The organism is Caenispirillum bisanense, from assembly GCF_900230255.1.
Lineage (GTDB): Bacteria > Pseudomonadota > Alphaproteobacteria > Rhodospirillales > Rhodospirillaceae > Caenispirillum > Caenispirillum bisanense_A.
On sequence record NZ_OCNJ01000015.1, the window covers coordinates 28,388 to 49,905 of the forward strand.

General features: G+C 70.2%; 20 protein-coding genes. 11 read left to right on the forward strand and 9 right to left on the reverse strand.

Annotation, left to right across the window (positions count from 1 at the left end):
* The first annotated feature begins 133 nt into the window (after window positions 1-133).
* Window positions 134-2,293: a PAS domain-containing sensor histidine kinase gene (locus CRP50_RS22455; RefSeq protein WP_097281443.1), complete on the forward strand. Its 2,160-nt coding sequence runs from the start codon at window positions 134-136 to the stop codon at window positions 2,291-2,293.
* 11 nt (window positions 2,294-2,304) lie between these two features.
* Here CRP50_RS22455 and CRP50_RS22460 read toward each other — a convergent pair whose 3' ends face one another.
* The 3 genes from CRP50_RS22460 to CRP50_RS22470 all read right to left on the reverse strand — a co-directional run bounded on the left by CRP50_RS22460 (window position 2,305) and on the right by CRP50_RS22470 (window position 4,628).
* The gene (locus CRP50_RS22460; protein ID WP_097281444.1) at window positions 2,305-2,595 is read right to left on the reverse strand and encodes a hypothetical protein; all 291 of its coding nucleotides are present in this window, start codon (window positions 2,593-2,595) and stop codon (window positions 2,305-2,307) included.
* A gap of 96 nt (window positions 2,596-2,691) precedes the next feature.
* On the reverse strand, window positions 2,692-3,732 hold the full coding sequence (locus tag CRP50_RS22465) for an NADP(H)-dependent aldo-keto reductase (RefSeq protein ID WP_097281445.1): 1,041 nt from the start codon (window positions 3,730-3,732) through the stop codon (window positions 2,692-2,694).
* A gap of 104 nt (window positions 3,733-3,836) precedes the next feature.
* The gene (locus tag CRP50_RS22470; protein ID WP_097281482.1) at window positions 3,837-4,628 is read right to left on the reverse strand and encodes an Hpt domain-containing protein; all 792 of its coding nucleotides are present in this window, start codon (window positions 4,626-4,628) and stop codon (window positions 3,837-3,839) included.
* Window positions 4,629-4,976: 348 nt separating this feature from the next.
* Here CRP50_RS22470 and CRP50_RS22475 point away from each other — a divergent pair, with 348 nt between their 5' ends.
* Window positions 4,977-5,222 carry a hypothetical protein gene (locus CRP50_RS22475; protein WP_097281446.1) on the forward strand — a complete coding sequence of 82 codons (246 nt, stop codon included), beginning with the start codon at window positions 4,977-4,979 and terminating at the stop codon, window positions 5,220-5,222.
* A 25-nt stretch (window positions 5,223-5,247) separates the two neighbouring features.
* Here CRP50_RS22475 and CRP50_RS22480 read toward each other — a convergent pair whose 3' ends face one another.
* A complete protein-coding gene (locus CRP50_RS22480) occupies window positions 5,248-6,690 on the reverse strand; it encodes a UdgX family uracil-DNA binding protein (RefSeq protein ID WP_097281447.1) in 1,443 nt (480 codons plus the stop codon).
* A gap of 8 nt (window positions 6,691-6,698) precedes the next feature.
* Window positions 6,699-7,913 (reverse strand): putative DNA modification/repair radical SAM protein, encoded by a 1,215-nt coding sequence (locus tag CRP50_RS22485; protein WP_097281448.1) that lies wholly within the window; start codon window positions 7,911-7,913, stop codon window positions 6,699-6,701.
* A 203-nt stretch (window positions 7,914-8,116) separates the two neighbouring features.
* Here CRP50_RS22485 and CRP50_RS22490 point away from each other — a divergent pair, with 203 nt between their 5' ends.
* From CRP50_RS22490 to CRP50_RS22505, 4 genes are all read left to right on the forward strand, one after another.
* A complete protein-coding gene (locus tag CRP50_RS22490; RefSeq protein WP_245913630.1) occupies window positions 8,117-10,297 on the forward strand; it encodes a malate synthase G in 2,181 nt (726 codons plus the stop codon).
* An 87-nt stretch (window positions 10,298-10,384) separates the two neighbouring features.
* Window positions 10,385-10,717 (forward strand): hypothetical protein, encoded by a 333-nt coding sequence (locus CRP50_RS22495; RefSeq protein WP_097281450.1) that lies wholly within the window; start codon window positions 10,385-10,387, stop codon window positions 10,715-10,717.
* A gap of 62 nt (window positions 10,718-10,779) precedes the next feature.
* Window positions 10,780-11,184, forward strand: a complete 405-nt coding sequence (locus CRP50_RS22500) for a hypothetical protein (protein WP_097281451.1) — start codon at window positions 10,780-10,782, stop codon at window positions 11,182-11,184.
* A 59-nt stretch (window positions 11,185-11,243) separates the two neighbouring features.
* On the forward strand, window positions 11,244-12,566 hold the full coding sequence (locus tag CRP50_RS22505; protein ID WP_176525312.1) for a TRAP transporter large permease: 1,323 nt from the start codon (window positions 11,244-11,246) through the stop codon (window positions 12,564-12,566).
* A 70-nt stretch (window positions 12,567-12,636) separates the two neighbouring features.
* Here the strand turns inward: CRP50_RS22505 and dctP are convergent, their stop codons facing one another.
* Complete coding sequence (gene dctP, locus CRP50_RS22510; protein ID WP_097281452.1) at window positions 12,637-13,680, reverse strand: TRAP transporter substrate-binding protein DctP; 1,044 nt, start codon at window positions 13,678-13,680, stop codon at window positions 12,637-12,639.
* A gap of 546 nt (window positions 13,681-14,226) precedes the next feature.
* Between dctP and CRP50_RS22515 the strand changes: the two genes are divergently transcribed.
* The 3 genes from CRP50_RS22515 to CRP50_RS22525 are packed head-to-tail and all read left to right on the forward strand — an operon-like array spanning window position 14,227 to window position 16,632.
* A complete protein-coding gene (locus CRP50_RS22515; RefSeq protein WP_097281453.1) occupies window positions 14,227-14,841 on the forward strand; it encodes a TRAP transporter small permease in 615 nt (204 codons plus the stop codon).
* A gap of 25 nt (window positions 14,842-14,866) precedes the next feature.
* Entirely contained in the window at window positions 14,867-16,147 is a 1,281-nt protein-coding gene (locus CRP50_RS22520) for a TRAP transporter large permease (protein WP_097281454.1), read from the forward strand.
* A gap of 38 nt (window positions 16,148-16,185) precedes the next feature.
* The gene (locus CRP50_RS22525; protein WP_097281455.1) at window positions 16,186-16,632 is read left to right on the forward strand and encodes a universal stress protein; all 447 of its coding nucleotides are present in this window, start codon (window positions 16,186-16,188) and stop codon (window positions 16,630-16,632) included.
* A gap of 40 nt (window positions 16,633-16,672) precedes the next feature.
* Here the strand turns inward: CRP50_RS22525 and CRP50_RS22530 are convergent, their stop codons facing one another.
* Entirely contained in the window at window positions 16,673-16,927 is a 255-nt protein-coding gene (locus CRP50_RS22530; protein ID WP_097281456.1) for a GlsB/YeaQ/YmgE family stress response membrane protein, read from the reverse strand.
* A 145-nt stretch (window positions 16,928-17,072) separates the two neighbouring features.
* Between CRP50_RS22530 and CRP50_RS22535 the strand changes: the two genes are divergently transcribed.
* Window positions 17,073-18,032, forward strand: a complete 960-nt coding sequence (locus CRP50_RS22535) for a 2-dehydro-3-deoxygalactonokinase (protein WP_097281457.1) — start codon at window positions 17,073-17,075, stop codon at window positions 18,030-18,032.
* 4 nt (window positions 18,033-18,036) lie between these two features.
* Here CRP50_RS22535 and CRP50_RS22540 read toward each other — a convergent pair whose 3' ends face one another.
* Together CRP50_RS22540 and CRP50_RS22545 are read right to left on the reverse strand one after the other, a co-directional pair.
* On the reverse strand, window positions 18,037-18,804 hold the full coding sequence (locus CRP50_RS22540; protein WP_097281458.1) for a DeoR/GlpR family DNA-binding transcription regulator: 768 nt from the start codon (window positions 18,802-18,804) through the stop codon (window positions 18,037-18,039).
* Window positions 18,805-18,923: 119 nt separating this feature from the next.
* Window positions 18,924-19,625 carry a pirin family protein gene (locus CRP50_RS22545; RefSeq protein WP_097281459.1) on the reverse strand — a complete coding sequence of 234 codons (702 nt, stop codon included), beginning with the start codon at window positions 19,623-19,625 and terminating at the stop codon, window positions 18,924-18,926.
* A 188-nt stretch (window positions 19,626-19,813) separates the two neighbouring features.
* Between CRP50_RS22545 and CRP50_RS22550 the strand changes: the two genes are divergently transcribed.
* Window positions 19,814-21,484 (forward strand): Na/Pi cotransporter family protein, encoded by a 1,671-nt coding sequence (locus CRP50_RS22550; RefSeq protein WP_097281460.1) that lies wholly within the window; start codon window positions 19,814-19,816, stop codon window positions 21,482-21,484.
* Window positions 21,485-21,518 lie beyond the last annotated feature (34 nt).

Consider the following 21,518-nt stretch of genomic DNA (forward strand, 5'->3'; position numbering starts at 1 on the left):
CCGGGTGCGGTCCGACCGATCGCCTATGGCTTTTACCTTATACCAGAAAGGGTCTTTCCGGGCGTAGGCTCATCGGCGGAGGAAACCGGCGTCGCAGCCGCAACCGGCGCGACGCGAGCCGAGAGCAACGCACATGATGGTCGTCGCACTCGTGAACGTGGGCGTGGCCGTGCTCTGCGCCCTGTTGGGCCTGGCCGCCGCTGCCATGCCCGCACTGGACAGCCTGTGGCAGGCTGCACTGGCACCGCCGACGGCGGTGGCTGCCGCGGTCGTCCTGGGCGCCGGGCGGCGCTTCCTGCCGGGCGCCCTGGCGGGCCTGTTCGCCGCCGCCTGGGCGGTGCGGCCGGAGGATCCGCTGCTGGCCCTGACCCTGGCGGTGTGCATCGGCTTCGCCGTGGTGTGGAGCGCGATCTACGCCCGCCACGCCGTGCAGGACCAGCCGCTCGACCTCGTCCTGACCCTGCGCGGCGTGTTCGCCCTGCTAACCCTGGGTGCCGGCGGCATCGCCATCTGGAGCGCCGCCCTCGGTGCCCTGGCGGAAATCGTCGTGGCAGGTGCGTCCAAGGATCCCGAGCCCTTCCAGGACTCCCTGCTGCGCTGGGCCATCGGCCACTACGTGGCGGTGGCGGCGCTGGCGCCGCCGCTGCTCCTGGCGGTCGCCGGCGGCCTGAAGATGGGACGCTGGACGGCGGCCGGGCGGTTGCTGCTGTGGGCGGCCGTCGCCGGCCTGTCCTGGCTGGTGTTCGCGGCGGGACCGGCGCATGCGTCGGTCGCCGCCGTTCTGCCCTTTCTGATCCTGCCGGTCCTGATGGGCCTCGCCGCCTGGTCGGCCGTGAAGAGCGCCGTCGCCCTCGGCCTCGTGGCGGCGGTGGCGGTGGCGGAGACCGCCGCCGGGGCCGGCGCCTGGGGCGCGGTGGCCGACGTGCGCGACCTGGCGCCGCTCGCGGTGGTGCTGGCGGCGCTGGCCGTCACCTCCCTGCCCTTCGCGGCCCTGATGCGCGAGCGCCGTCTGGCCGCGGCGGCGCTGTCCGCCGCCAACGAGGACCTCGAACGCCGCGTCGCCGAACGGACCGCCGAGGCCGTCGCCGGCGAGGCGCGGCTGCGCCAGATGCTCGACGGCAGCCCGGTCGCCGCCTGCGTGGTGCGCCCGGACGGCCGGCTGGTGTTCAACAACTCGGCCTTTCGCGCGCTGTTCGGCCTGCAGCCCGACGAAATCGCCGCCTTCGACGTCACCCACCTCTACGAGGACCCCGAGGACCGGGCGGCGCAGCTCGACCGCCTCACCCGCGACGGTGTGGCGCTCGACATGGAATACCGCTACCGGCGGCGTGACGGCGCCCCCGTGTGGGTGCTGGAACACGCCGTCATGGGAGAGTTCGACGGCGAACCGGCGGTGGTGGCGTGGCTGGTCGACATCACCGCCCGCAAGGCCGCGACCCAGGCTCTGGCCGCGGCTCAGGCCCAGCTGGCGGCCCATCGCGACCAGCTGGCCATGGAGGTGGCCGACCGCACCGCCGACCTGCGCAAGGCGCGCGACGCGGCGGAGGCGGCGAGCCGCGCCAAGACCGAGTTCCTCGCCAACATGAGCCACGAGCTGCGCACGCCGCTCAACGCCATCATCGGCTTCGCGCAGATGATCGAGAACGACCTGCTGGCCCCCTCGGCCGAGGCGGCCACCAACTACCGCGAATACGCCTCCAACATCCACCGCTCCGGCGGGCACCTGCTGGCGGTGATCGACGACATCCTCGACATGGCGCGCTTCGACGCCGGCCGGCTCACCGTCGCCGACGAGCGGGTGGAACTGGCGCCCTGCATCGAGCGCGCCGTCGCCTTCACCGCCCCGCCCCCCGGCCCGGACGCGCCGGTGGTGGTGGTGGACGTGCCGCGACGGCCCGCCGCCCTGCGTGGCGACCGGCGGCGCATCGAGCAGATGCTGGTGAAACTTTTGTCCAACGCGGTCCGCTTCTCGCCGGCCGGTGGGTCCGTCGCCGTGCGGGTGACGCGCGAGGCGGGCGGCGGGTTGACGCTGGTGGTGGCCGACGGCGGCATCGGCATGACGGCGCAGGACATCGAGCGGGCGCTGCGGCCCTTCGTCCAGGTCGACTCCGGGCTCGGCCGCCGCTACGAGGGAACCGGCCTCGGCCTGCCGCTGGCGCGCGCCTATGCCGAGCTGCATGGCGCCTCGCTCGCGGTCGACAGCCGGCCCGGCGACGGTACCACCGTCACCGTCCGCTTCCCGGCCGACCGGGTGCTGGAGCCCTACGCCGTGCCCCGGGCGGAAAGCGCCTGAGGCCGGCGCCGTCAGGCCTTGGCCCAGCCCTGGCGGAAGGACAGCACCAGCACCGCCGGGATCAGGCAGAAGGTGACGAAATCGCGCGCCGCCGCGCCGGCGGCCTGGCCGTAGACGAGCACGTCGACCAGTTCCATGGCGGCCGAGATCAGCACCACCGGCAGCAGCGTCGCCCACTGGCCGACGGGGCGGCGGAAGACGATGGCCGTCACCAGCAGCACCACCATGCCGAACAGCATGTGGGTGAAGTCGTTGCCGAAGGGGATCGAGCCGAACAACGAGCCCTTGATGTCCAGGTACATGGCGGCGGTCTCTCAGGTGGCACGCGAAGTCGTGCCGCAGTGTAGCGGCAGGTCGCCCCGGCCGCCACCCTCGAGCGCCGCCGCCCTGCGACCGGGTCACGGGCAGGGGTTGGGATTGCCCTCGTGCACCGTCTCGATCTCGGCCACCACGTCGTCGGACAGCGTCAAGTCGGCGCTGCCGAGGTTGCTGCGCAACTGCTCCAGGGATGTCGCGCCGATGATGGTCGAGGTGGTGAAGGACCGCGAGGTCACCCAGGCCAGCGCCATCTGCGCCGGGTCGAGGCCGTGGCGCCGGGCGATGGCGACATAGGCCTCCGTCGCCGCCACGCCGCGCGGCTTGACGTAGCGGCCGTAGCGTTCCGGGAACAGCGTCAGGCGCGCCCCCGCCGGCCGCTGGTCGCCCAGGTACTTGCCGCTGAGCGTGCCGAAGCCGAGCGGGCTGTAGGCGCACAGGCCCACCTCCTCGCGGATGGCGCATTCGGCGAGGCCGATCTCGAAGCTGCGGTTGAGCAGGTTGTAGGGGTTCTGGATGCAGGCCGGCCGCGGCAGGCCCCGGCTTTCCGCCAGATGGACGGTGCGCATGAGGCCCCACGGCGTCTCGTTGGACAGTCCGACGTGGCGAATCTTGCCGGCGGTCACGCAGTCCTGCAGGGCGGCGAGGCTCTCCTCCAGGGCGATGCTCTCCGCCTCCGGCCGGTGGCTGTAGCCGAGGCGGCCGAAGAAGTTGGTCGGCCGGTCGGGCCAGTGCAGGTAGTAGAGGTCGATGTAATCGGTCTTCAGTCGCTTCAGGCTACCGTCGACCGCCGCCAGGATGTTGGCGCGATCGAGGCGGCGCCCGGTGCCGCGGATCCATTCCATGCCACCCGGGCCGGCGACCTTGCTGGCCAGTACCACGCGGTCGCGGCCGCCACGGTCGGCCAGCCAGGCGCCGACGATTTCCTCGGTGCGGCCCTGCGTTTCGGCACGCGGTGCCACCGGATACATCTCGGCGGCGTCGAGGAAGGTGACGCCGTGGTCGCGGGCGAGGTCGAGTTGCGCGAAGCCTTCGGCCTGCGTGTTCTGCTCGCCGAAGGTCATGGTGCCGAGGCAGAGCGCGGACACGGAAAGGCCGGTGCGGCCGAGCGGACGGGTCTCCATGCGGCGGGGGTTCCCTGTTCTGTCGGTGTCGAGGACGCGGCCGCCGGACGGCGGCGCCTCTCCACAATGGGGGCTCGCCGCCGCCTTTGCCAGGGTCCTTGCCGTCAGATGAGGAACAGGCGGTCCAGCGCCTCGGCCAGATCGTCGCCGAACTGCGGGCCCTTGTGGATGATGGGCACGTCCTTGGGGATCAGCTTCAGGTAGTCGTCGTCGGGCGGCAGGCTGGTGATGAGGGCGGTCGGCGTGTTGCGGGTCGCCGGCATGGAATGCAGCCCGATGACCAGATCGATGCCCGACAGTTCCGGCATGACGGCACCGACGATCACCAGGTCGGGCTTGGTGCGGACCACCACCGCGACGGCGTCGAAGGTATTGGCGACGGTGTGGGTGCGATAGCCGCACTGCTGCAACTCGCGTTCGACGAAGTGCGCCGCGGTGCCGTAGGGCATGACCAGCAGCACTTCGACGTCGCGCACCTCGATGTCGCCGACCGAGAAGCCGGCCTTGGGCGGCAGCTTGCGCACCAGCCGGGCCGCCTCGCCGTCCAAGGGGATGCGGCCCTCGACGATGTCGAGCAGGGTTTCGATGAAGGCTTCCAGGTCGTCGAAGGCGCGCGGCGGCAGGTGCTTCACGCCGGCCGGATAATCCTCCAGCCGCGCCGCCACCGCCCCGACGAGCCCGAGGCCCAGGTTGGCCGCCTCGCCGCGCAGGCGCATGGCGCCCCGGCGGACCTCGTGGATCATGTCCGCCGCCGTCACCCGGCCGTGGCGGGCGTCCTCCACCAGCAGTTCGAGGCGGCGCAGCAGCTCGCCGGCCTCGTCGAGGAAGCCGCGCCGCATCTCGGCGACGATCTCGTCCACCGCACCACCGGCATCGCGCGCCAGTCTATCCGTCATCACCTTCTCCACCACCTTCGTGGTATCCGAACGCCAGGATAGCGCTTCCGCACTGCCCACCGCCAGCACGGTACACGCCGTACGACGTCAAGCCTGCCAATGGAACCGGACAGGCGGGGCTGGCGGGGTCGCGGCTCCACCAGCGGGCGAGAAGCGCCACCATCGTTCCGCCGGACGAAGGCCGACTCCGTCGCCCGCAAAATTAAGGATGGTCCGCCCTGCCCTACGGATCTTTTCTCCATGCCTTTTGTTATAATAGCCAATGACCGAAGCGCGACCTTCGACGCATGAATCGACGCCTCGGCAGGACTTTGGTCCCCAACAAGAACATCAAGGAGGTGGTCCGCCATGTTCACGGAAACGACCGATCAGAGTCGCATCGTCCACTGCCGCCTGTTCCGCGTCTGCTGGCGCAGCCCGGTGACGAGCGAGCGCGGCATGTCGGGCCCCATGTCCCGCGCGCAGGCCGAGTTCCTGGTGCGCGACGAGTCCATCGGCAACCCGCTGCGGCGGTTCTGGATCGAGCCGTGGTTCGAGGAAACGGCAGACGACGAGGACGACGCCCCCGTGCCGCCCCGCCGCCGGGTGAACTGAGGCAGCCGGTCGGCCGACCGCACGCTCAAGCGGCCTGCCCCGCCAGCAGCCGCGCCGCCAGGGCCAGGTCGGCGGCCAGCGCCTCGGCATAACGCTGTGCCGCGTCGGCGTCCTGCTGACGCAGCGCGGCGGCCGGATGCACCGTGACCAGCACGCGACGCCAGCCGTGCTCGATCACCCGCCTGCGCTCCTGCATCACCGCCACGTCGCGGCCGAGCAGGGCGCGGGCGGCGGTCGCCCCCATGGCGACGATGAGGTCCGGCTTCACCAGCTCCACCTCCCGCTCCAGCCAGCCGCCGCACACCGCCGCCTCCCGCGAACTCGCCCGCTGGTGGACGCGCCGCTTGCCGCGCGGCTCGAACTTGAAGTGCTTCACGGCGCTGGTGATGTAGAGCAACTCGCGGTCGAGCCCGGCCGCCGCCAGCGCCGCATCCAGCGCCTGCCCCGCCGGCCCCACGAAGGGCCGGCCCGTCAGGTCTTCCTGGTCGCCGGGCTGTTCCCCCACCAGCATGAGCCGCGCCGCCGCCGATCCCTCGCCCGGCACCGCCTGGGTCGCCGGCTGCCACAGCGGGCAGGCGCGGCAGGTGTGGATTTCCTGCCGCAAGCCGTCGAGCGTATGGGCCGAGGCCACCACCGGCTCCACCCGCTCCGCCGCCACGCGCCCCTTGCGCGCCGGCGCCGTCGGGCCGGCGGCGACCATGCCCTGCACCCGCGCCGCGGCGGCGGCCACCATGCCGTCGATGATCTCGCCCTCGCCGAGGTTCTTCCAGTACTTGCGCGGCATCTGCGCGAGCATGGCGTCGACCTTCAGGCGAGCCGGATTGAAGATGCTGGAGTAGTAGGTTTTCCAATAGCTTGCGAGCGCATCCTCAGTCGGTACGTCGGCCTTGGCGGCACCAGTGTCGAAGCGCAGGGCCGCGCCGTCCCAGTGGGCGCTGCGGTCGGGCGTCAGGATGGACCACCGCATGGTCGCGAAGCGCTGGGTGAAGTGCGGCGCCGCCAGTTCCGTCACCCGATGGTCAGGCTCGAACCACGCCACGTAGTGCAGGGCGCCGTCCTCGCCCGCCACCTCGCGGAAGCGCAGGTAGGCCTTCATGTGATAGGCGTCGCGCCGCACCTGCTTCTCCAGCGCCGCCGCCCGCGCCACGTCGGGGTCGGAGCGCACGGCCAGCAGCGACCGCTCCCCCGTCGCCGCCAAGCGCCACAGCAGCCGATAGAGCAGGTCCAGCCGCTCCGCCGAGCGGTGGCGCAGCACCATCTCCGCCAGGGCCACGAAGGCGCGCGGCACGGGCGGGCGGTAGTCGGCCGGGGCCGGCGGCGGCAAGGGCCCGGCGAAGAGATCCGCCACCGGGTCGCCGGCGTCGCGCCACGTCACCTCGGCCGGCGGCACACCGGCCGCGAGCAGCGCCCGGGCGAGCCCCTTCCAGGCCTTCAGGTCGGTGGGATCGGCGAGTTCGGCGGCGATCATGGCGGCGGTCAGAACAGGGAGAGTTGGCGCGGGGCGTCCTGCGTCAAGTGCCGCCGCAGGTGGGCGCTGTCGAGCGTGCGCGGCCGCCAGTCGGCGGTGACGACGAAGGGCCGCACCTTGGGCAGGCTGGCGCGCAGCCGCGCCAGATCCTCCAGCCGCAGGGTGCGATGGCGGCGGATGGCGAGGATGTGGTTGACCGTCTTCACCCCGACGCCCGGCACGCGCAGCAGCATCTCCCGCGCGCCCTTGTTGACGTCGACCGGGAAGCGGTCGCGGTTGGCGAGCGCCCACGCGAGCTTGGGGTCGACCTCCAGGTCCAGCATGCCACCGCCGTCGGTGACGATTTCGGTCGGCGCGAAGCCGTAGAACCGCATGAGCCAGTCGGCCTGGTAGAGGCGGTGCTCGCGCACCAGCGGTGGCGGTTTCAGCGGCAGCACCCGGGCGGCGTCGGGGATCGGGCTGAAGGCCGAGTAGTACACCCGCTGCAGGCCGTAGGAGCCGTAGAGCAGCGCGCTGGAGGCGATGATGCCGCGGTCGTCGGTGGCGTCGGCGCCGACGATCATCTGCGTCGTCTGGCCGGCCGGGGCGAAGCGTGGCGCCTTCTTCTCCGCCCGCGCCTCGTCGATGCGCAGCCGCAGTGAGCCCATGGAGCGGCGGATGGAGCCCACGTCCTTCTGCGGTGCCAGGTCGCCCAGGCTGCGCTCGCTCGGCAGCTCGACGTTGATGGACAGACGGTCGGCATAGAGCCCCGCCTCGTCCAGAAGCAGGCGATCTGCGTCGGGGATGGTCTTCAGGTGGATGTAGCCGCGGAAGCCGTGGTCGAGGCGCAGGCTCTTCGCCACCCGCACCAGTTGCTCCATGGTGTAGTCGGGGCTGCGGATGATGCCCGACGACAGGAACAGCCCCTCGATGTAGTTGCGGCGGTAGAAGTCGAGCGTCAGGCGCACGACCTCCTCCGGCGTGAAGCGGGCGCGGGCGACGTTGCTCGAATTGCGGTTCACGCAATAGGCGCAGTCGTAGACGCAGAAGTTGGTCAATAGCAGCTTGAGCAGCGACACGCAGCGCCCGTCCGGCGTGAAGGAATGGCAGATCCCCATGCCGCTCTGCGCGCCCAGGCCCTTGCCGCCCGGCACGTCCGCCGCGCGCTTGGAGCCCGACGAGGCGCAGGAGGCGTCGTACTTGGCGGCATCGGCCAGAATGGCGAGCTTGTTCTGAATGTCCATGGTTCGTTCTTCTCCGACCGGCGGAGTATGTTCGAATTTTGTTCGTCTGGCAAGGCAGGCAACGGAGCATTCGGGCGCATCCGCCCCGCAGGCGATGCCACCGTCCCCCTTGAACCGGCCGATGCGAGAGCCGATCCTGAGAGTTCACGTTTGCCCGCCCGTCCGGGCCCATGGAAAGACCAAGAACAGGGGAAAAGTTCATCGTGACCGACTGGATCACCGCCGGCCGCCTGCGCGTCGCCAAGCCGCTCTACGACTTCATCAGCACCGAGGCCCTGCCCAATACCCCCGTGAAGCCGGAGCAGTTCTGGCAGGGGCTCGACGCCCTCGCCCACGACCTGGCGCCGCGCAATCGCGAGCTTCTGGCGGTGCGCGATCGCCTGCAGGCGCAGATCGACCAGTGGCACCGCGAGCGGCGCGGCGCGCCCATCGACCGGGCGGCCTACACGGCCTTCCTGCGCGACATCGGCTACCTGCTGCCCGAGGGGCCGGACTTCCAGGTCACCACCGCCGACGTGGACGCCGAAATCGCCACCATCGCCGGCCCGCAGCTGGTGGTGCCGGTGAGCAATGCCCGCTACGCCCTGAACGCCGCCAACGCCCGGTGGGGCAGCCTCTACGACGCGCTCTACGGCACCGACGTGATCCCCGAGACCGACGGGGCGGGGGCCGGCCGCGGCTACAACCCGGTGCGCGGCGCCAAGGTGGTCGCCCGCGCCCGCGCCGTGCTCGACGCCATGGCCCCCTTGCGCGAGGGCAGCCACGCCGATGCGGTGCGCTACTCGATCGACGGCGAGGAGCTGGCGGTGCACCTGAAGGACGGCCGCCTCACCGGCCCCGTCGATCCCGACGTCTTCGCCGGCTTCCGTGGCGACCCGACGGAGCCGGGGGCGGTGCTGCTGGCGCGCCACGGCCTGCACGCCGAGATCCGCTTCGATCGCGGCCACTTCGTCGGCAAGGACGATGCGGCGGGCATCGCCGACGTGCTGATGGAAAGCGCCGTCACCACCATCATGGACTGCGAGGATTCCGTCGCCGCCGTCGACGCCGAGGACAAGGTCGGCGTCTACCGCAACTGGCTCGGCCTTATGAAGGGCGACCTGTCGGCCGTGTTCGAGAAGGGCGGCAAGACGCTGGAGCGCCACCTCAGCCCCGACCGCACCTACACCGGCCGCGACGGCGAGACCATCACCCTGCCCGGCCGCTCGCTCATGCTCATCCGCAACGTCGGGCACCTGATGACCATCGACGCGGTGAAGCTGGAGGACGGCTCCGACATCCCCGAAGGCATGCTCGACGCCATGTGTACGGCCGCCATCGCCCTGCACGACCTCACCGGCTACGGCCGCTACCGCAACAGCCGCGCCGGGTCGGTCTACATCGTCAAGCCGAAGATGCACGGCCCCGACGAAGTGGCTTTCGCGGTGGAGCTGTTCGGGCGCGTCGAACAGGCGCTCGGCATGAAGCGCAACACCCTGAAGATGGGCATCATGGACGAGGAACGCCGCACCACGGTGAACCTGAAGGAGTGCATCCGGGCGGCGCGCGAGCGGGTGGTGTTCATCAACACCGGCTTCCTCGACCGCACCGGCGACGAGATCCACACGTCCATGGAAGCCGGCCCCATGATCCGCAAGGGCGACATGAAGGGTGCGGCCTGGATCAAGGCCTACGAGGACTGGAACGTCGACATCGGCCTCGCCTGCGGCCTGCGCGGCCACGCCCAGATCGGCAAGGGCATGTGGGCGATGCCGGACCGCATGGCCGACATGCTGGTGCAGAAGATCGGCCACCCGAAGGCGGGCGCCAACACCGCCTGGGTGCCCTCGCCCACCGCCGCCACGCTGCACGCCCTGCACTACCACGAGGTCGACGTGGCGCGTCGGCAGGAGGAGATCAAGACTCGCCCGCGTGCCAGCCTGGACGACATCCTGACCGTGCCGCTGGCCGATCGCCCCAACTGGTCGGCGGAGGAGGTGCAGGCCGAGCTGGACAACAACTGCCAGGGCATCCTCGGCTATGTGGTGCGCTGGGTCGACCAGGGCGTCGGCTGTTCCAAGGTGCCCGACATCAACGACGTCGGCCTGATGGAGGACCGCGCCACGCTGCGCATCTCCAGCCAGCACATCGCCAACTGGCTGCACCACGGCGTGGTGAGCGCCGAGCAGGTGCGGGCGACGCTGGAACGCATGGCGGCGGTGGTCGACCAGCAGAACGCCGACGACCCACTCTATCGCCCCATGACGGCGGACTTCGACGGCAGCGTCGCCTTCGAGGCGGCGTGCGATCTGGTGTTCAAGGGCCGCGAGCAGCCGAGCGGCTACACCGAGCCCGTGCTGCACGCCCGCCGGCGCGAGGCGAAGAAGGCGTACGTCTCCCACTGACGGATATGTAAAGCCGGTGCCACCCGAAAGGGATAGGCACCGGCGGCGCGCCTCCCTATGATCGGGGCGAGAGAGAGGCAAAGGGCCATGCTCCGCACCATCGTCGCCACCGTCGTCACGTTGCTCGCGCTGCTGGTCCTGGTCGCGCCCGAGCCGCTGCGCGCGGTTGCGCAGGCACCCCTGCCGGCGCCGGCGGAGCACACCCTCACCGATGGCGACACCGTCGCCGCCGAGATGGCGACCCGGCTCGCGGCCGATGACGACGGCGGGGAAGCCGCCTCGGCGGAAGGGCCGCCGCCGCTCTTCGCCGGCCCGCCGGCTCGCCCGGTGCCGGTGCGCATCGCCTGGCCCGACCGCCCCCTGCGCCTGCACGCCCGCAGCCTGCGCCCGCTGCTGCCGCCCCCGAGGACCCTGGCCTGAGCCGCCCGGCCGCCCCCTGCGGCCGCCGTCCCATGCGCCTGATCCACCCGGGGAGACCTCCCATGCATATCGTCCACAGCCGGCCGACGGTCGTGCTCGCGCCGGCCGAGCCGGCCCCCATCACGCCGCCCGACATCGCCCGCGCCCTGTTCGACGCCAGCGAGCGCATCGTCATGGCCCCCAGCGCCGAGCGCCAGGTGGCCGCCATCGAGGCCAACACCGCCCTCTGGTTCGCCCTCGGCGCCGCCGCCGCCGATGGCCTGATCGACCTGCCGGGCGCCGTGTGCCGCCGCATCGTGCGCGCCGCCGACACCGTCGCCCGGCGCAGCGTGGCGCTGCGGCCGGGCGACATCGGCGGAGCACTGCCCATGCGGCTGGTGCGCCTCAACGACTTCGCGTGCCGGGCCGTGGCGCCGCCGCCGCGCCGACGCCGGCCCATCGCGGCCCCGCCCCCGGGCGCGCACTGACCCTTTCAATTCCGCCGCCACCCGTTACTCTGCCGCCGCCACGAAAGCGGAGGTGACGGGTGAGCGGCGTCGTGCTGGCCCTGGTGATGTTCGCGGCCCTGTTCGGGCTGATCGCGCTGGCGGTGCCGGTGGGCGTCGCCATGCTGGTGACCGGCGGCGTCGGCTACGCGCTGATCGCCGGCGCCGGCCCGCTGCTCGACCACCTGGCGACGGCGCCGTGGTACACGGCCGCCTCCTATTCGCTGTCGGTCATCCCGCTGTTCCTGCTCATGGGGCAGTTCGCCACCGCGGGCGACCTGAGCCGGCGCCTGTTCGCCGCCGCCAATGCCTGCCTCGGCCACCGGCGCGGCGGCGTCGCCATGGCGGCCGTCGGCGCCTGCGGCGGGTTCGGGGCCATCTGCGGCAGTTCCGTCGCCACCGCCGCCACCATGGCGCAGGTGTCGCTGCCCGAACTCGCCCGCTACCGCTACGACGGCGGCCTCGCCTGCGGCGCGCTGGCCGCCGGCGGCACCCTCGGCATCCTGATCCCGCCGAGCGTCGTGCTGGTGGTCTTCGCCCTGCTGACGGAACAGAGCATCGGCGACCTGTTCGCCGCCGCCGTGGTGCCCGGGCTGCTCGCCATGGCCGGCTACATGGCCGCCATCGCCGTCGTCGTGCGCCTGCGCCCCGCGGCCGGACCTGCCGCCCCGCCCGCCCCCGTGGCGGCACGGCTGCGGGCGGTGGCGGAGGCTTTACCCGTGCTGGTCATCTTCGCCGTGGTGGTCGGCGGCATCTACGGCGGCGTCTTCACCCCGACGGAAGGGGCCGCAGTCGGCGCCGCCGCCACCGGGCTCGCGGCCGTCGTCGTCGGCGGCATGCGGCTGGCGGGCTTCGTCGACTGCCTGCTCGGCACCGCCAAGCTGACGTCCATGATCGCGCTGATCCTGATCGGTGCCGACCTGTTCAACGCCTTCCTCGCCCTGTCGCGCCTGCCCATGGAGGCGGCGGCGCTGGTGGCGGAAAGCGGCCTGCCGCCCTATGCGGTGCTGTGGCTGATCCTGCTCGGCTACGTCGTGCTGGGCTGCCTCATGGACAGCCTGTCCATGATCCTGCTCACCGTGCCGGTGGTGTGGCCGGTGGTGAGCGGTCTCGACTTCGGCTTGGCCCCGGCGGAGCTGGCGGCGTGGTTCGGCGTGCTGGTTTTGGTGGTGGTGGAAGTCGGGCTCATCACGCCGCCCATCGGGCTGAACATCTTCGTCATCCAGTCCTTCGCGCCCGAAACCTCGCTGCCGCGCGCCTTCCGCGGCGTGCTGCCCTTCCTGGCGGCGGATGCGGTGCGCATCGTGCTGCTGGTCGCCTTCCCCGGCATAGCCCTCGCCGTGCTGCGGCTCGGAACAGGCTGAAACGGCGAACGCCGCGGTGGAAGATCCACCGCGGCGTCGTGTGTTTCGAAGGTCGGAGGAGTGAGGCCGATTACGACTCGCCCTCGAGTTCCTTGATCTCCTCGGTCAGGGCGTTGAGGACCTTCTCGCCCTCGCCGCCTTCACCGCCGGTCATGTCGATGTAGACGTCGCGCGCGCCCATGGCGGCTTCCTTGAACTTGGCGCGCTCTTCCTCGGTCAGCTGGATCATGGGCATGTCCGGCTTGGCCTGCTTGATCTTGTCCAGGCGCTCCTGGGCGTACTGGCGCTTCACCTCGAAGATGAAGTCGGCGAGCTCGGTGGTGACCTCGTCGACCATCTTGCGCTGCTCTTCCGGCAGGCCCTCGTAGAACTCGCGGTTGGCGACGACCGAGGTGGTGAACTCCTGCTGGCCGGCCCAGATCATGTAGTCGGAGACTTCGTAGAACTTCATCTCCTCGATGGCGAAGACCGGGTTCACCTGGCCGTCGATCTGCTTGAGCTGCAGCGCGCCGTAGACCTCGCCGTAGGGCATCGGCGTCGGGTCGGCGCCCATGGCCTTGTAGGATTCGGTGAGGATCGGCGACGTCATGGTGCGCATCTTGAAGCCGTCGAAGTCCTCGGGGCTGCGGACTTCCTTGTTGGTCGTCCACACCATCTCGCCTTCCGGATACATGGCGAGCAGCTTGAGGTTCTTGTCCTCGAACTCCGGCGCCAGCATGTCGTAGACGGTGCTGCCCTCGGTGAGCAGCTCCTTGTTGACCTCGTCCTTGGCGCTCAGGATGTAGGGCAGGTTGAACACGCCCATGGCCGGCACCATGGTCGCCAGGTGACCCGGCGAGGCGTTGGCGAACTGCAGCGTGCCGTTGGCCACCAGCTCCGTCAGCTGCGCCGAGGTGCCGAGCGCGCCGTAGGGGTAGATCTGCACCGTGACGTCGCCGTTGGTGCGCTCCTCCACCAGCTCCTTGAAGCGCTGGGCGTACTGGTCCTGGACGCTGCCTTCGATTTCCTCCAGCGCGAACTTCCAGGTCTCCGCCTGGGCCGCGGTCAGCGACGCGGAAGCGGCGAAGATGGCGGCGGCGGCGGTCAGCGCCGTGCCGAACGTGCGAATGGTCATGTGGGGCTCTCCTTCGGTTTGTCCGAGTGGTGCGGCTCCCGTCGCCCGGACGGGACGGGTGCAGTCCCCGCCGCTGGGGCGAGGCCGCGAGAGCCGCGGCCGCCGGGCTGTTGCGCGACGACCGAAGGGGGCGAGCATTTCGCTCACGGGCCATCATGCTAGCAACGCCGCAAAATCCTGCGCAAGGACAAAATGCCTCACGCCTGCCGACAAGAGACGCGCCGACAATTCATCGGTTGCGAACGGGCTTCGCCGAAAAATCCGCGGCCGGCGACATGATTGATCTCGCTGCTTCGGCGCAGCGCAGAATACTTTCCGCCAACCCGCCCCGGCAATGCGACACTTGAGCCCTCCCCGCGTTGCATCAGCGAGAGGACTGTTGATCCTATGCGATTTCTGTCCTAGCCTTCCCGGGGACTCGGCATCCACGGCCGAGTCGACGGTCGATCTTGTTCTTCAACGCAGCAACGGGAACCGCGGTTCCGCGTTGCCCTTGGGAGTTGCACCCGCCCCTCTGGCACCGGGGCCGACTGCAAGGAGGATTCCATGGACGGACGCTCGAGCGCGTCGGAGGGCGGCGGGCGGCGCCATCCGGTTCTTGCGGCGATCACGCTGCTCGACAAGGGCCTGATGAAGGTCGAGACCTTCATCCTGGCCTACGGCATCCTCGCGATGTTCGTGAACACCATCGGCAACGTGATCGGGCGCTACGTGTTCGGCCAGAGCCTCTACTTCGCCGCCGAACTGAACCAGTTCCTCATCATTCTCGTCACATTCGTCGGCCTCGGCTACGCCACCCGGCGCGGCCGCCACATCCGCATGTCGGCCTTCTACGACCAGCTGAGCGACCGCGGCCGCAAGATCCTGATGATCATCATCGCCGCCGTCACCGGCGCCACCATGTTCTGGCTGGCCTGGGTGAGCCTGGAGTACATCCAGTCGGTGGCGGTTTCGGGCAAGGTGACGCCGGCCCTGCGGGTGCCGCTCTACCTCACCTACCTGTGGGTGCCCTTCGGCTTCTTCCTCACCGGCATCCAGTACGCCCTGACGGTGCTGCGCAATCTGCGCGACTCCGACGACGTGTGGCTGTCGTGGGAGACCATCGACACCTACGAGGAACTCGACGAGACGGTCGCCGGCAGCGGCGCCGACCGCGAATGACGGCAGAAGCAGGAGGATACCAGCCATGACCGCCGTGATGCTGGGAACCATGATCGGGCTTCTGCTGCTCGGGTTCCCCATGATGATCCCGCTGATCGCGGCGACCATCATCGCCTTCGTCGCCTTCTTCCCGGGCATGCCGACCACCAACATCATCCAGCAGATGATCGGCGGCGTCAGCCCGAGCGCCCTGATCGCCGTGCCCATGTTCATCCTGGCCGCCGACATCGTCACCAAGGGCCACACCGCCGACCGGCTGCTCGACCTGGTGATGCGCTTCATCGGCCACATCAAGGGCGGCCTGGCCGTCACCACCGCCGTCACCTGCACCCTGTTCGGCGCCGTCTCGGGCTCCACCCAGGCGACCGTGGTCGCCATCGGCGGGCCGCTGCGGCCGAAGATGGTGGAAGCGGGCTACCGCGACAGCTTCGTGATGGCGCTCGCCATCAACGCCAGCGACATCGCCTTCCTGATCCCGCCGTCCATCGGCATGATCATCTACGGCGTCATCTCGGGCACCTCCATCGCCGAGCTGTTCATCGCCGGCATCGGCCCGGGCGTCATGATCCTGATCATGTTCTCGGCCTATTCGGTCTACTTCGCCATCCGCGAGAACATCCCGACCCAGCCCAAGGCGACGTGGGCCGAGCGCCTGCAGGCCATCAAGGGCGCCCTGTGGCCGCTCGGCTTCCCCGTCATCATCATCGGCGGCATCTACGGCGGCATCTTCTCGCCGACGGAAGCGGCGGCGGTGTCGGTGGCCTACGCCCTGATCCTGGAACTGCTGATCTTCCGGTCGGTGAAGGTGAGCGAGCTGCCGGAGATCGCGCTGTCGACCGGCCTCATCACCGCCGTCGTCTTCATCCTGGTGGGGGCCGGGGCGGCGTTCTCGTGGATCATCAGCTTCGCCATGATCCCGCAGGCCATCATCGGCAGCCTGGGGCTGGAGCAGGCGGGGCCGACCATGGTGCTGGTCGCCATCTCCATCGCCTTCTTCGTCGGCTGCATGTTCGTCGACCCCATCGTGGTGATCCTGGTGCTGACGCCCATCTTCGCGCCGCTGGTGCAGGGCGCCGGGCTCGACCCCGTGCTGGTCGGCACCATCATCACCCTGCAGGTCGCCATCGGCTCGGCGACGCCGCCCTTCGGGTGCGACATCTTCACGGCCATCGCCATCTTCCGGCGGCCGTACTTCGACGTCATCCGCGGCACGCCGCCCTTCATCATCATGCTGCTGCTGTCGTCGGTGCTGCTGATCGCCTTCCCGCAGATCGCATTGTTCCTGCGCGACCTCGCCTTCCGCTAGGGAGGTGAGGCCGCGCCTCAGGTCAAGGGAGGAAAACCTTGTATTTCAAGAATATTCTCGTGGCGCTCGACGGCTCCGACCATGCCATGAAGGCGCTCGAGCTGGCGGCGCAGCTGGAGGACAAGTTCGACAGTTCGCTGCACATCCTGTCGGTCTACCGCCACTACGGCCACTTCGAGAGCAGCCACTCGCTGGTGCGCCCGCGCGAAGGCATGCTGCCACCCGACGACGCCCTGAAGCAGATCGCCCGCGAGATCGTGGAGATGGGCTGCAGCCGCGCCAAGGAACTGGGGGCGACGGGCATCAAGGGGGTGGTGAAGCGCGGCAAGCCGTCGCGGGTGATCCTGGACTACGTCAAGGAACACCCGGTCGACTGCATCATCATGGGCAAGCGCGGCATCGGCGACGGCGGCGGCGGCCTGCTCGGCTCCGTCTCCAACCGCGTCGCGACGCTCGCGCCCTGCACCTGCATCACCGTGAAGTGACGTGAGGCGGGCCCGGCGGCCCGCCTCCTCTCCCGGCGCGTCAGCGCCGGCCCCTGATCATGCGGTAGGCGACCAGCAGCAAGATCGCGCCGAGCACGGCGATGAGGAAACTGCCGAAGTTGAAGCCGGTGACGCTGCCGAATCCGAGCGCCCGGCCGATGAATCCGCCGACCACCGCGCCGACGATGCCGAGCAGGATCGTCACGATGAAGCCGCCCGGGTCCTTGCCCGGCATGAGCAGCTTGGCGACGGCCCCGGCGATGAGGCCGAACACGATCCATGCGATGATGCCCAAGGGTACTCTCCTGTTTTCAGTGCGGGGTGTGGCACGGCGCGCCTTTTCGCGCCCGCCGGGTAATGCTAGAACGCCCCGATCTCCCTCCGGGTCCGCCACGCGTTGACCGGGTGGGACAAGACGAAGACCTCTGGAGGGTGGAGACATGGCCGAAGCCGATGCCGCGGCGATCGTGGTGGACTGGGGCGCGAAGAACTTCCGCGCCTGGCTGGTGAACGTCGACAGCGGCGAGGTCCTCGGCGAGATCCCCGAGGGGCGCGGCATGCGCGATCTGGCGCGCCAGGAACTGCCCGGCTACTGCCGCGCCGTGCTGTCGCGCTGGCGCGACAACCCGCGCCGCGAAGCCCGCCCGCCGGTCTACATGGCGGGCATGGTCGGCTCGCAGATCGGCTGGCTGGAGGCACCGCAGCCGCCCCTGCCCAAGGGTCCCGAAGACCTGGCCGAATGCGTCGTCGAGGTGCCCAACATGCCCGACACCTTCATCGTGCCCGGCGTGCGCGTGCAGGAGGACGACGGCCGCATCGACGTCATGCGCGGCGAGGAAGTGCAGATCTTCGGCGCCCTGTCCGTCGCCGCCAAGGACGACGCCATCCTCTGCCTGCCCGGCAACCACAGCAAGTGGGCCGAGGCCAAGGGCGGTCGCCTGATCCGCTTCACCACCAACATGACGGGCGAGATCTACAACACCATGCTCGACCACACCATCCTCGGGAAGCCGGCCGACCGCAAGGCGCCGTGGAACGAGACGGCGTTCGAGCAGGGCCTGGAGCAGTCCACCCACGACGGCGGCGTGCTCGACCACCTGTTCACGGCGCGCTCGCGGTTCCTCTACGGCGGGCTCAAGTCGGAACACATCGCCCCCTTCCTGTCCGGCCTGCTCATCGGCCACGAAGTGCGCGCCATGGACGACCATTACCACTCGGGCGGCCAGGACGTGCTGCTGGTGTGTTCCGAGGCCCTGCGCGGCCCCTACGAGCGGGCGCTGACCTATTGCGGCCACGCCACCCGCTGGATCGACGGTCGCGCCGCCACGGTGGCCGGCGTCGCCGCCATCATCCGCCGCCATCGCGCGGCCGGCGGGGCAGCAGTAGGGGCGGCGGACTGAGGCGCTACTCCGGCGCCACTTCCACCGCCACGCCCGCCTCGGCGCAGACGCGCGCCAGGGTTTCCGGCGGCTCGACGTCGGTGACCAGGATGTCGATCTGCGAGATGTGCCCGATGCGCACCGGGGCGTTGCGGCCGAACTTCATGTGGTCGGCCACCAGCACCACGGTGCGCGCATTGGCGATGATCGCCTGCGACACCCGCACTTCGCGGTAGTCGTAGTCGAGCAGGGCACCGTCCTCCTCGATGGCGGAGGCGCCGATGACCGCGTAGTCGACCTTGAACTGGTTGATGAAGTCGGTGGCCGATTCCCCGACGATGCCGCCGTCGGAATGGCGCAGCACGCCGCCGACCACGATGGTCTCGATCTGCGGCACCTGGTGCAGGATGGTGGCCACGTTGATGTTGTTGGTGATGGCCATCAGGTCGCGATGGTTGACCAGCGCCCGCGCCACCTCTTCCGTCGTCGTGCCGATATTGATGAACAGCGAGCAGTCGTCGGGGATGAGCGAGGCGGCATGGCGTCCGATGCGCGCCTTCTCTTCGGCCGCCAGCACGCGGCGGGCGTCGTAGCGCAGGTTCTCGACGCCGCTCGCCAGCACTGCGCCGCCGTGCACCCGCTTCAGCAGGCGGCGGTCGCAGAGGTCGTTCAGGTCCTTGCGGATGGTCTGCGGCGTGACGCCGAAGCGCACCGCCAGGTCGTCCACCACCACCCGCCCCTGCTGGCGGGCGAGCGTGAGAATGTCCACGAGGCGGGGGGTGAGGTCCTGCATGAATGGCCGCCGTCCCTGTTTTCGTTTTCTTTCGCAAAGAGTCGCACGGTTTTCGTTTGGGCGAAAGAAAAAGGGCACGAGGGCAGCCGGGGGACGCAGCGCCTCCCCCGGCCGGGCCGTCAGGCCAGATCGTAGACCAGCACTTCGGACTCGGTGTCGAGACCGGTGAGCGTCACCGCGTCCTCGTCGCTCACCGCGGCGCCGTCGCCTTCGCGCAGCAGCGTCCCGTTCAGCTCGACGCCGCCGCGCACCACCTGCACCCACAGGTGCCGGCCGGCCGCCGGCGCATGGCGCACCGCCTGCCCTTCCGTGAGCACCGCGGCATAGAGCGCCACGTCCTGGTGGATGGGCAGCGAGCCGTCGCGGCCGTCGCGGGACACGAGCAGGGCGAGGCGGCCGAGCTTGTCCGCGCGGCCGAAGCGCTTCTGCACGTAGCCGGGCTTCAGGCCCTCGCGCTCCGGCAGCACCCACATCTGCAGGAACCGCACGCCCTCGCTGGCGGAGCCGTTGAACTCCGAGTGCCGGATGCCGGTGCCGGCGGTCATCACCTGCACCTCGCCGGGGCCGATGGTCTCGACGTTGCCCAGGCTGTCCTTGTGGGCGAGGGCGCCGTCGACGACGTAGGAGATGATTTCCATGTCGCGGTGGCCGTGCTCGCCGAAGCCGGCGCCGGGCACCACGCGGTCGTCGTTGACCACGCGCAGGGTGCGGAAGCCCATGTGGTTCGGGTCGAAGTAGTGGCCGAAGGAGAAGGTGTGGCGGCTGTCGAGCCAGCCGAAGTCGGCATGGCCGCGCTCTTCGGAACGACGGATCTCGATCATGGCGGGTTCTCCTGGTAGCGGAGCGGCGAGCGCCCCGGCTGTTTCCTTGGTCCCGAAGATAGTCGTTTCCCCGAATAAGACTATCCGGCCGGATGGAACAAGATTGTTTCCTTCCATCATCCTTGAGCCGGATCGTCGTCTCCGGCGTTGAAATATGACAGTTGCATGACAGTCACCCCCGGAGCCCCATGGAACTCGGACCAGGAACGGCCGGACTGATCCACGTGCTGGGCGGCGTCGCCCTGCTGCTGTGGGGCCTGCGCATGGTGCGCACCGGCGCCATCCGGGCGCTCGGCTCCCACCTGCGGCTCGCCGTGGCGCGGGCGACGGGGAACCGCGTCACCGCCGCCCTCACCGGTGCCGGCCTGACGGCCCTGGTGCAGTCGAGCACGGCGGTGGTCATGCTCGCCGTCTCCTTCGCCGGGCGCGGCCTGCTGACCACCGCCGCCGGCCTCGCGGTCGCCCTGGGCGCCGACGTCGGCACGACGCTGGTGGCGCAGGTGCTGAGCACCGACCTCGGCCCGCTCGGACCGCTGCTGGCGCTGGTGGGGTTCGCGACGCACGCGCTGTGCAGCAGCAAGGCTTGCCGCAATACGGGGCGCATCCTGCTCGGGCTGGCGCTGGTGCTCATCGCCCTCGACCTCATCGTCGCGGGGTCGGCGCCGGTGCGGCAGTCGCACCTCATGCAGCAGGTGATCGCCGCGCTCGGCTCGGAGCCGCTGCTCGCCCTGCTGCTGGGCGCCGGGGTGACGTGGCTCAGCCATTCCAGCCTCGCCATGATCCTGCTGCTGGTGTCGCTGGTGGGGGCGGGCGATATGCCGCTGACCGTCGCCTATCTGCTGGTGCTGGGCGTCAACCTGGGCGGCCCCCTGCCCGCCCTCGCCGCCAGCCTGGCCGGTCCGCCGGAGGGGCGCCGCATCGCCTTCGGCAACCTGGGCTTCCGGCTGGTGGGCGTGATCGCCGGCCTCGCCCTGCTGCCGCTCATCGAGCCCGCCGTGGCGGCCCTGCAGGCGGCGCCGGCTCGGCAGATCGTCAACTTCCACCTGCTGTTCAACGCCGCCCTGGCCGTAGCCTTCCTGCCGCTGGTCGGGCCGGCGGCGCGCCTCGCCCGCCGCCTCATCCCCGAGCCGGCCGCCGAGGACGCCGCCGCCGGCCCGATCCAGCCGCTGCACCTGCGGGAGGATCAGGTCACCGACGTCCCCCATGCGCTGAACAACGCCACCCGCGAGGCCCTGCGCATGGGCGACCTGGTGTTCGGCATGCTCGACGCCAGCATCACCCCGTTTCGCCAGCGCGAAGCCAGCCTCATCAAGACCATCGAGCGCATGGACGACGACGTCGACCGGCTGAACGAGGCCATCAAGCTCTACCTGACCGAGGTCAGCCGCCAGCCGCTGACCGCCGAAGAGAGCCGCCGCTGCATGGCGATCTTCAGCTTCGTGACCAACCTCGAGCACATCGGCGACATCATCGACCGCAACCTCATGGCGCTGGCCGAGCGCAAGGAGAAGCGCAGCCTCGCCTTCTCCGACGAGGGCCGGCGGGAGATCGAGCGGCTGCACCGCCGACTGGTCGACAACTTCCAGACGGCACTCAACGTCTTCGTCTCCGGCGAGACCGACATGGCCGAGCAGCTGCTGGCGGAAAAGCGCCTTTACCGCGAGCAGGAGTTCAAGGCCACCCAGCGCCACCTGGACCGCCTGCGCCGCGGCTATGCCGAGAGCATCGAGACCAGCGCCATCCATCTGGACCTGCTGCGCGACTTCAAGCGCATCAACTCGCACATCACTGCGGTGGTCTATCCGGTGCTGCAGGGCGGCGCCATGGGACCGGTCGGCAAGGAACGGGCCTCCTCCTGAGCAACGCCGGGCGGACGCCGCCCGTACAGGGGAC

Coding starts and splice junctions, on each gene's coding strand:
- CRP50_RS22455 (WP_097281443.1), top strand. CDS start 134: ATGATGGTCGTCGCACTCGTGAACGTGGGCGTGGCCGTGCTCTGCGCC.
- CRP50_RS22460 (WP_097281444.1), bottom strand. CDS start 2,595: ATGTACCTGGACATCAAGGGCTCGTTGTTCGGCTCGATCCCCTTCGGC.
- CRP50_RS22465 (WP_097281445.1), bottom strand. CDS start 3,732: ATGGAGACCCGTCCGCTCGGCCGCACCGGCCTTTCCGTGTCCGCGCTC.
- CRP50_RS22470 (WP_097281482.1), bottom strand. CDS start 4,628: ATGACGGATAGACTGGCGCGCGATGCCGGTGGTGCGGTGGACGAGATC.
- CRP50_RS22475 (WP_097281446.1), top strand. CDS start 4,977: ATGTTCACGGAAACGACCGATCAGAGTCGCATCGTCCACTGCCGCCTG.
- CRP50_RS22480 (WP_097281447.1), bottom strand. CDS start 6,690: ATGATCGCCGCCGAACTCGCCGATCCCACCGACCTGAAGGCCTGGAAG.
- CRP50_RS22485 (WP_097281448.1), bottom strand. CDS start 7,913: ATGGACATTCAGAACAAGCTCGCCATTCTGGCCGATGCCGCCAAGTAC.
- CRP50_RS22495 (WP_097281450.1), top strand. CDS start 10,385: ATGCTCCGCACCATCGTCGCCACCGTCGTCACGTTGCTCGCGCTGCTG.
- CRP50_RS22500 (WP_097281451.1), top strand. CDS start 10,780: ATGCATATCGTCCACAGCCGGCCGACGGTCGTGCTCGCGCCGGCCGAG.
- dctP (WP_097281452.1), bottom strand. CDS start 13,680: ATGACCATTCGCACGTTCGGCACGGCGCTGACCGCCGCCGCCGCCATC.
- CRP50_RS22515 (WP_097281453.1), top strand. CDS start 14,227: ATGGACGGACGCTCGAGCGCGTCGGAGGGCGGCGGGCGGCGCCATCCG.
- CRP50_RS22520 (WP_097281454.1), top strand. CDS start 14,867: ATGACCGCCGTGATGCTGGGAACCATGATCGGGCTTCTGCTGCTCGGG.
- CRP50_RS22535 (WP_097281457.1), top strand. CDS start 17,073: ATGGCCGAAGCCGATGCCGCGGCGATCGTGGTGGACTGGGGCGCGAAG.
- CRP50_RS22540 (WP_097281458.1), bottom strand. CDS start 18,804: ATGCAGGACCTCACCCCCCGCCTCGTGGACATTCTCACGCTCGCCCGC.
- CRP50_RS22545 (WP_097281459.1), bottom strand. CDS start 19,625: ATGATCGAGATCCGTCGTTCCGAAGAGCGCGGCCATGCCGACTTCGGC.
- CRP50_RS22550 (WP_097281460.1), top strand. CDS start 19,814: ATGGAACTCGGACCAGGAACGGCCGGACTGATCCACGTGCTGGGCGGC.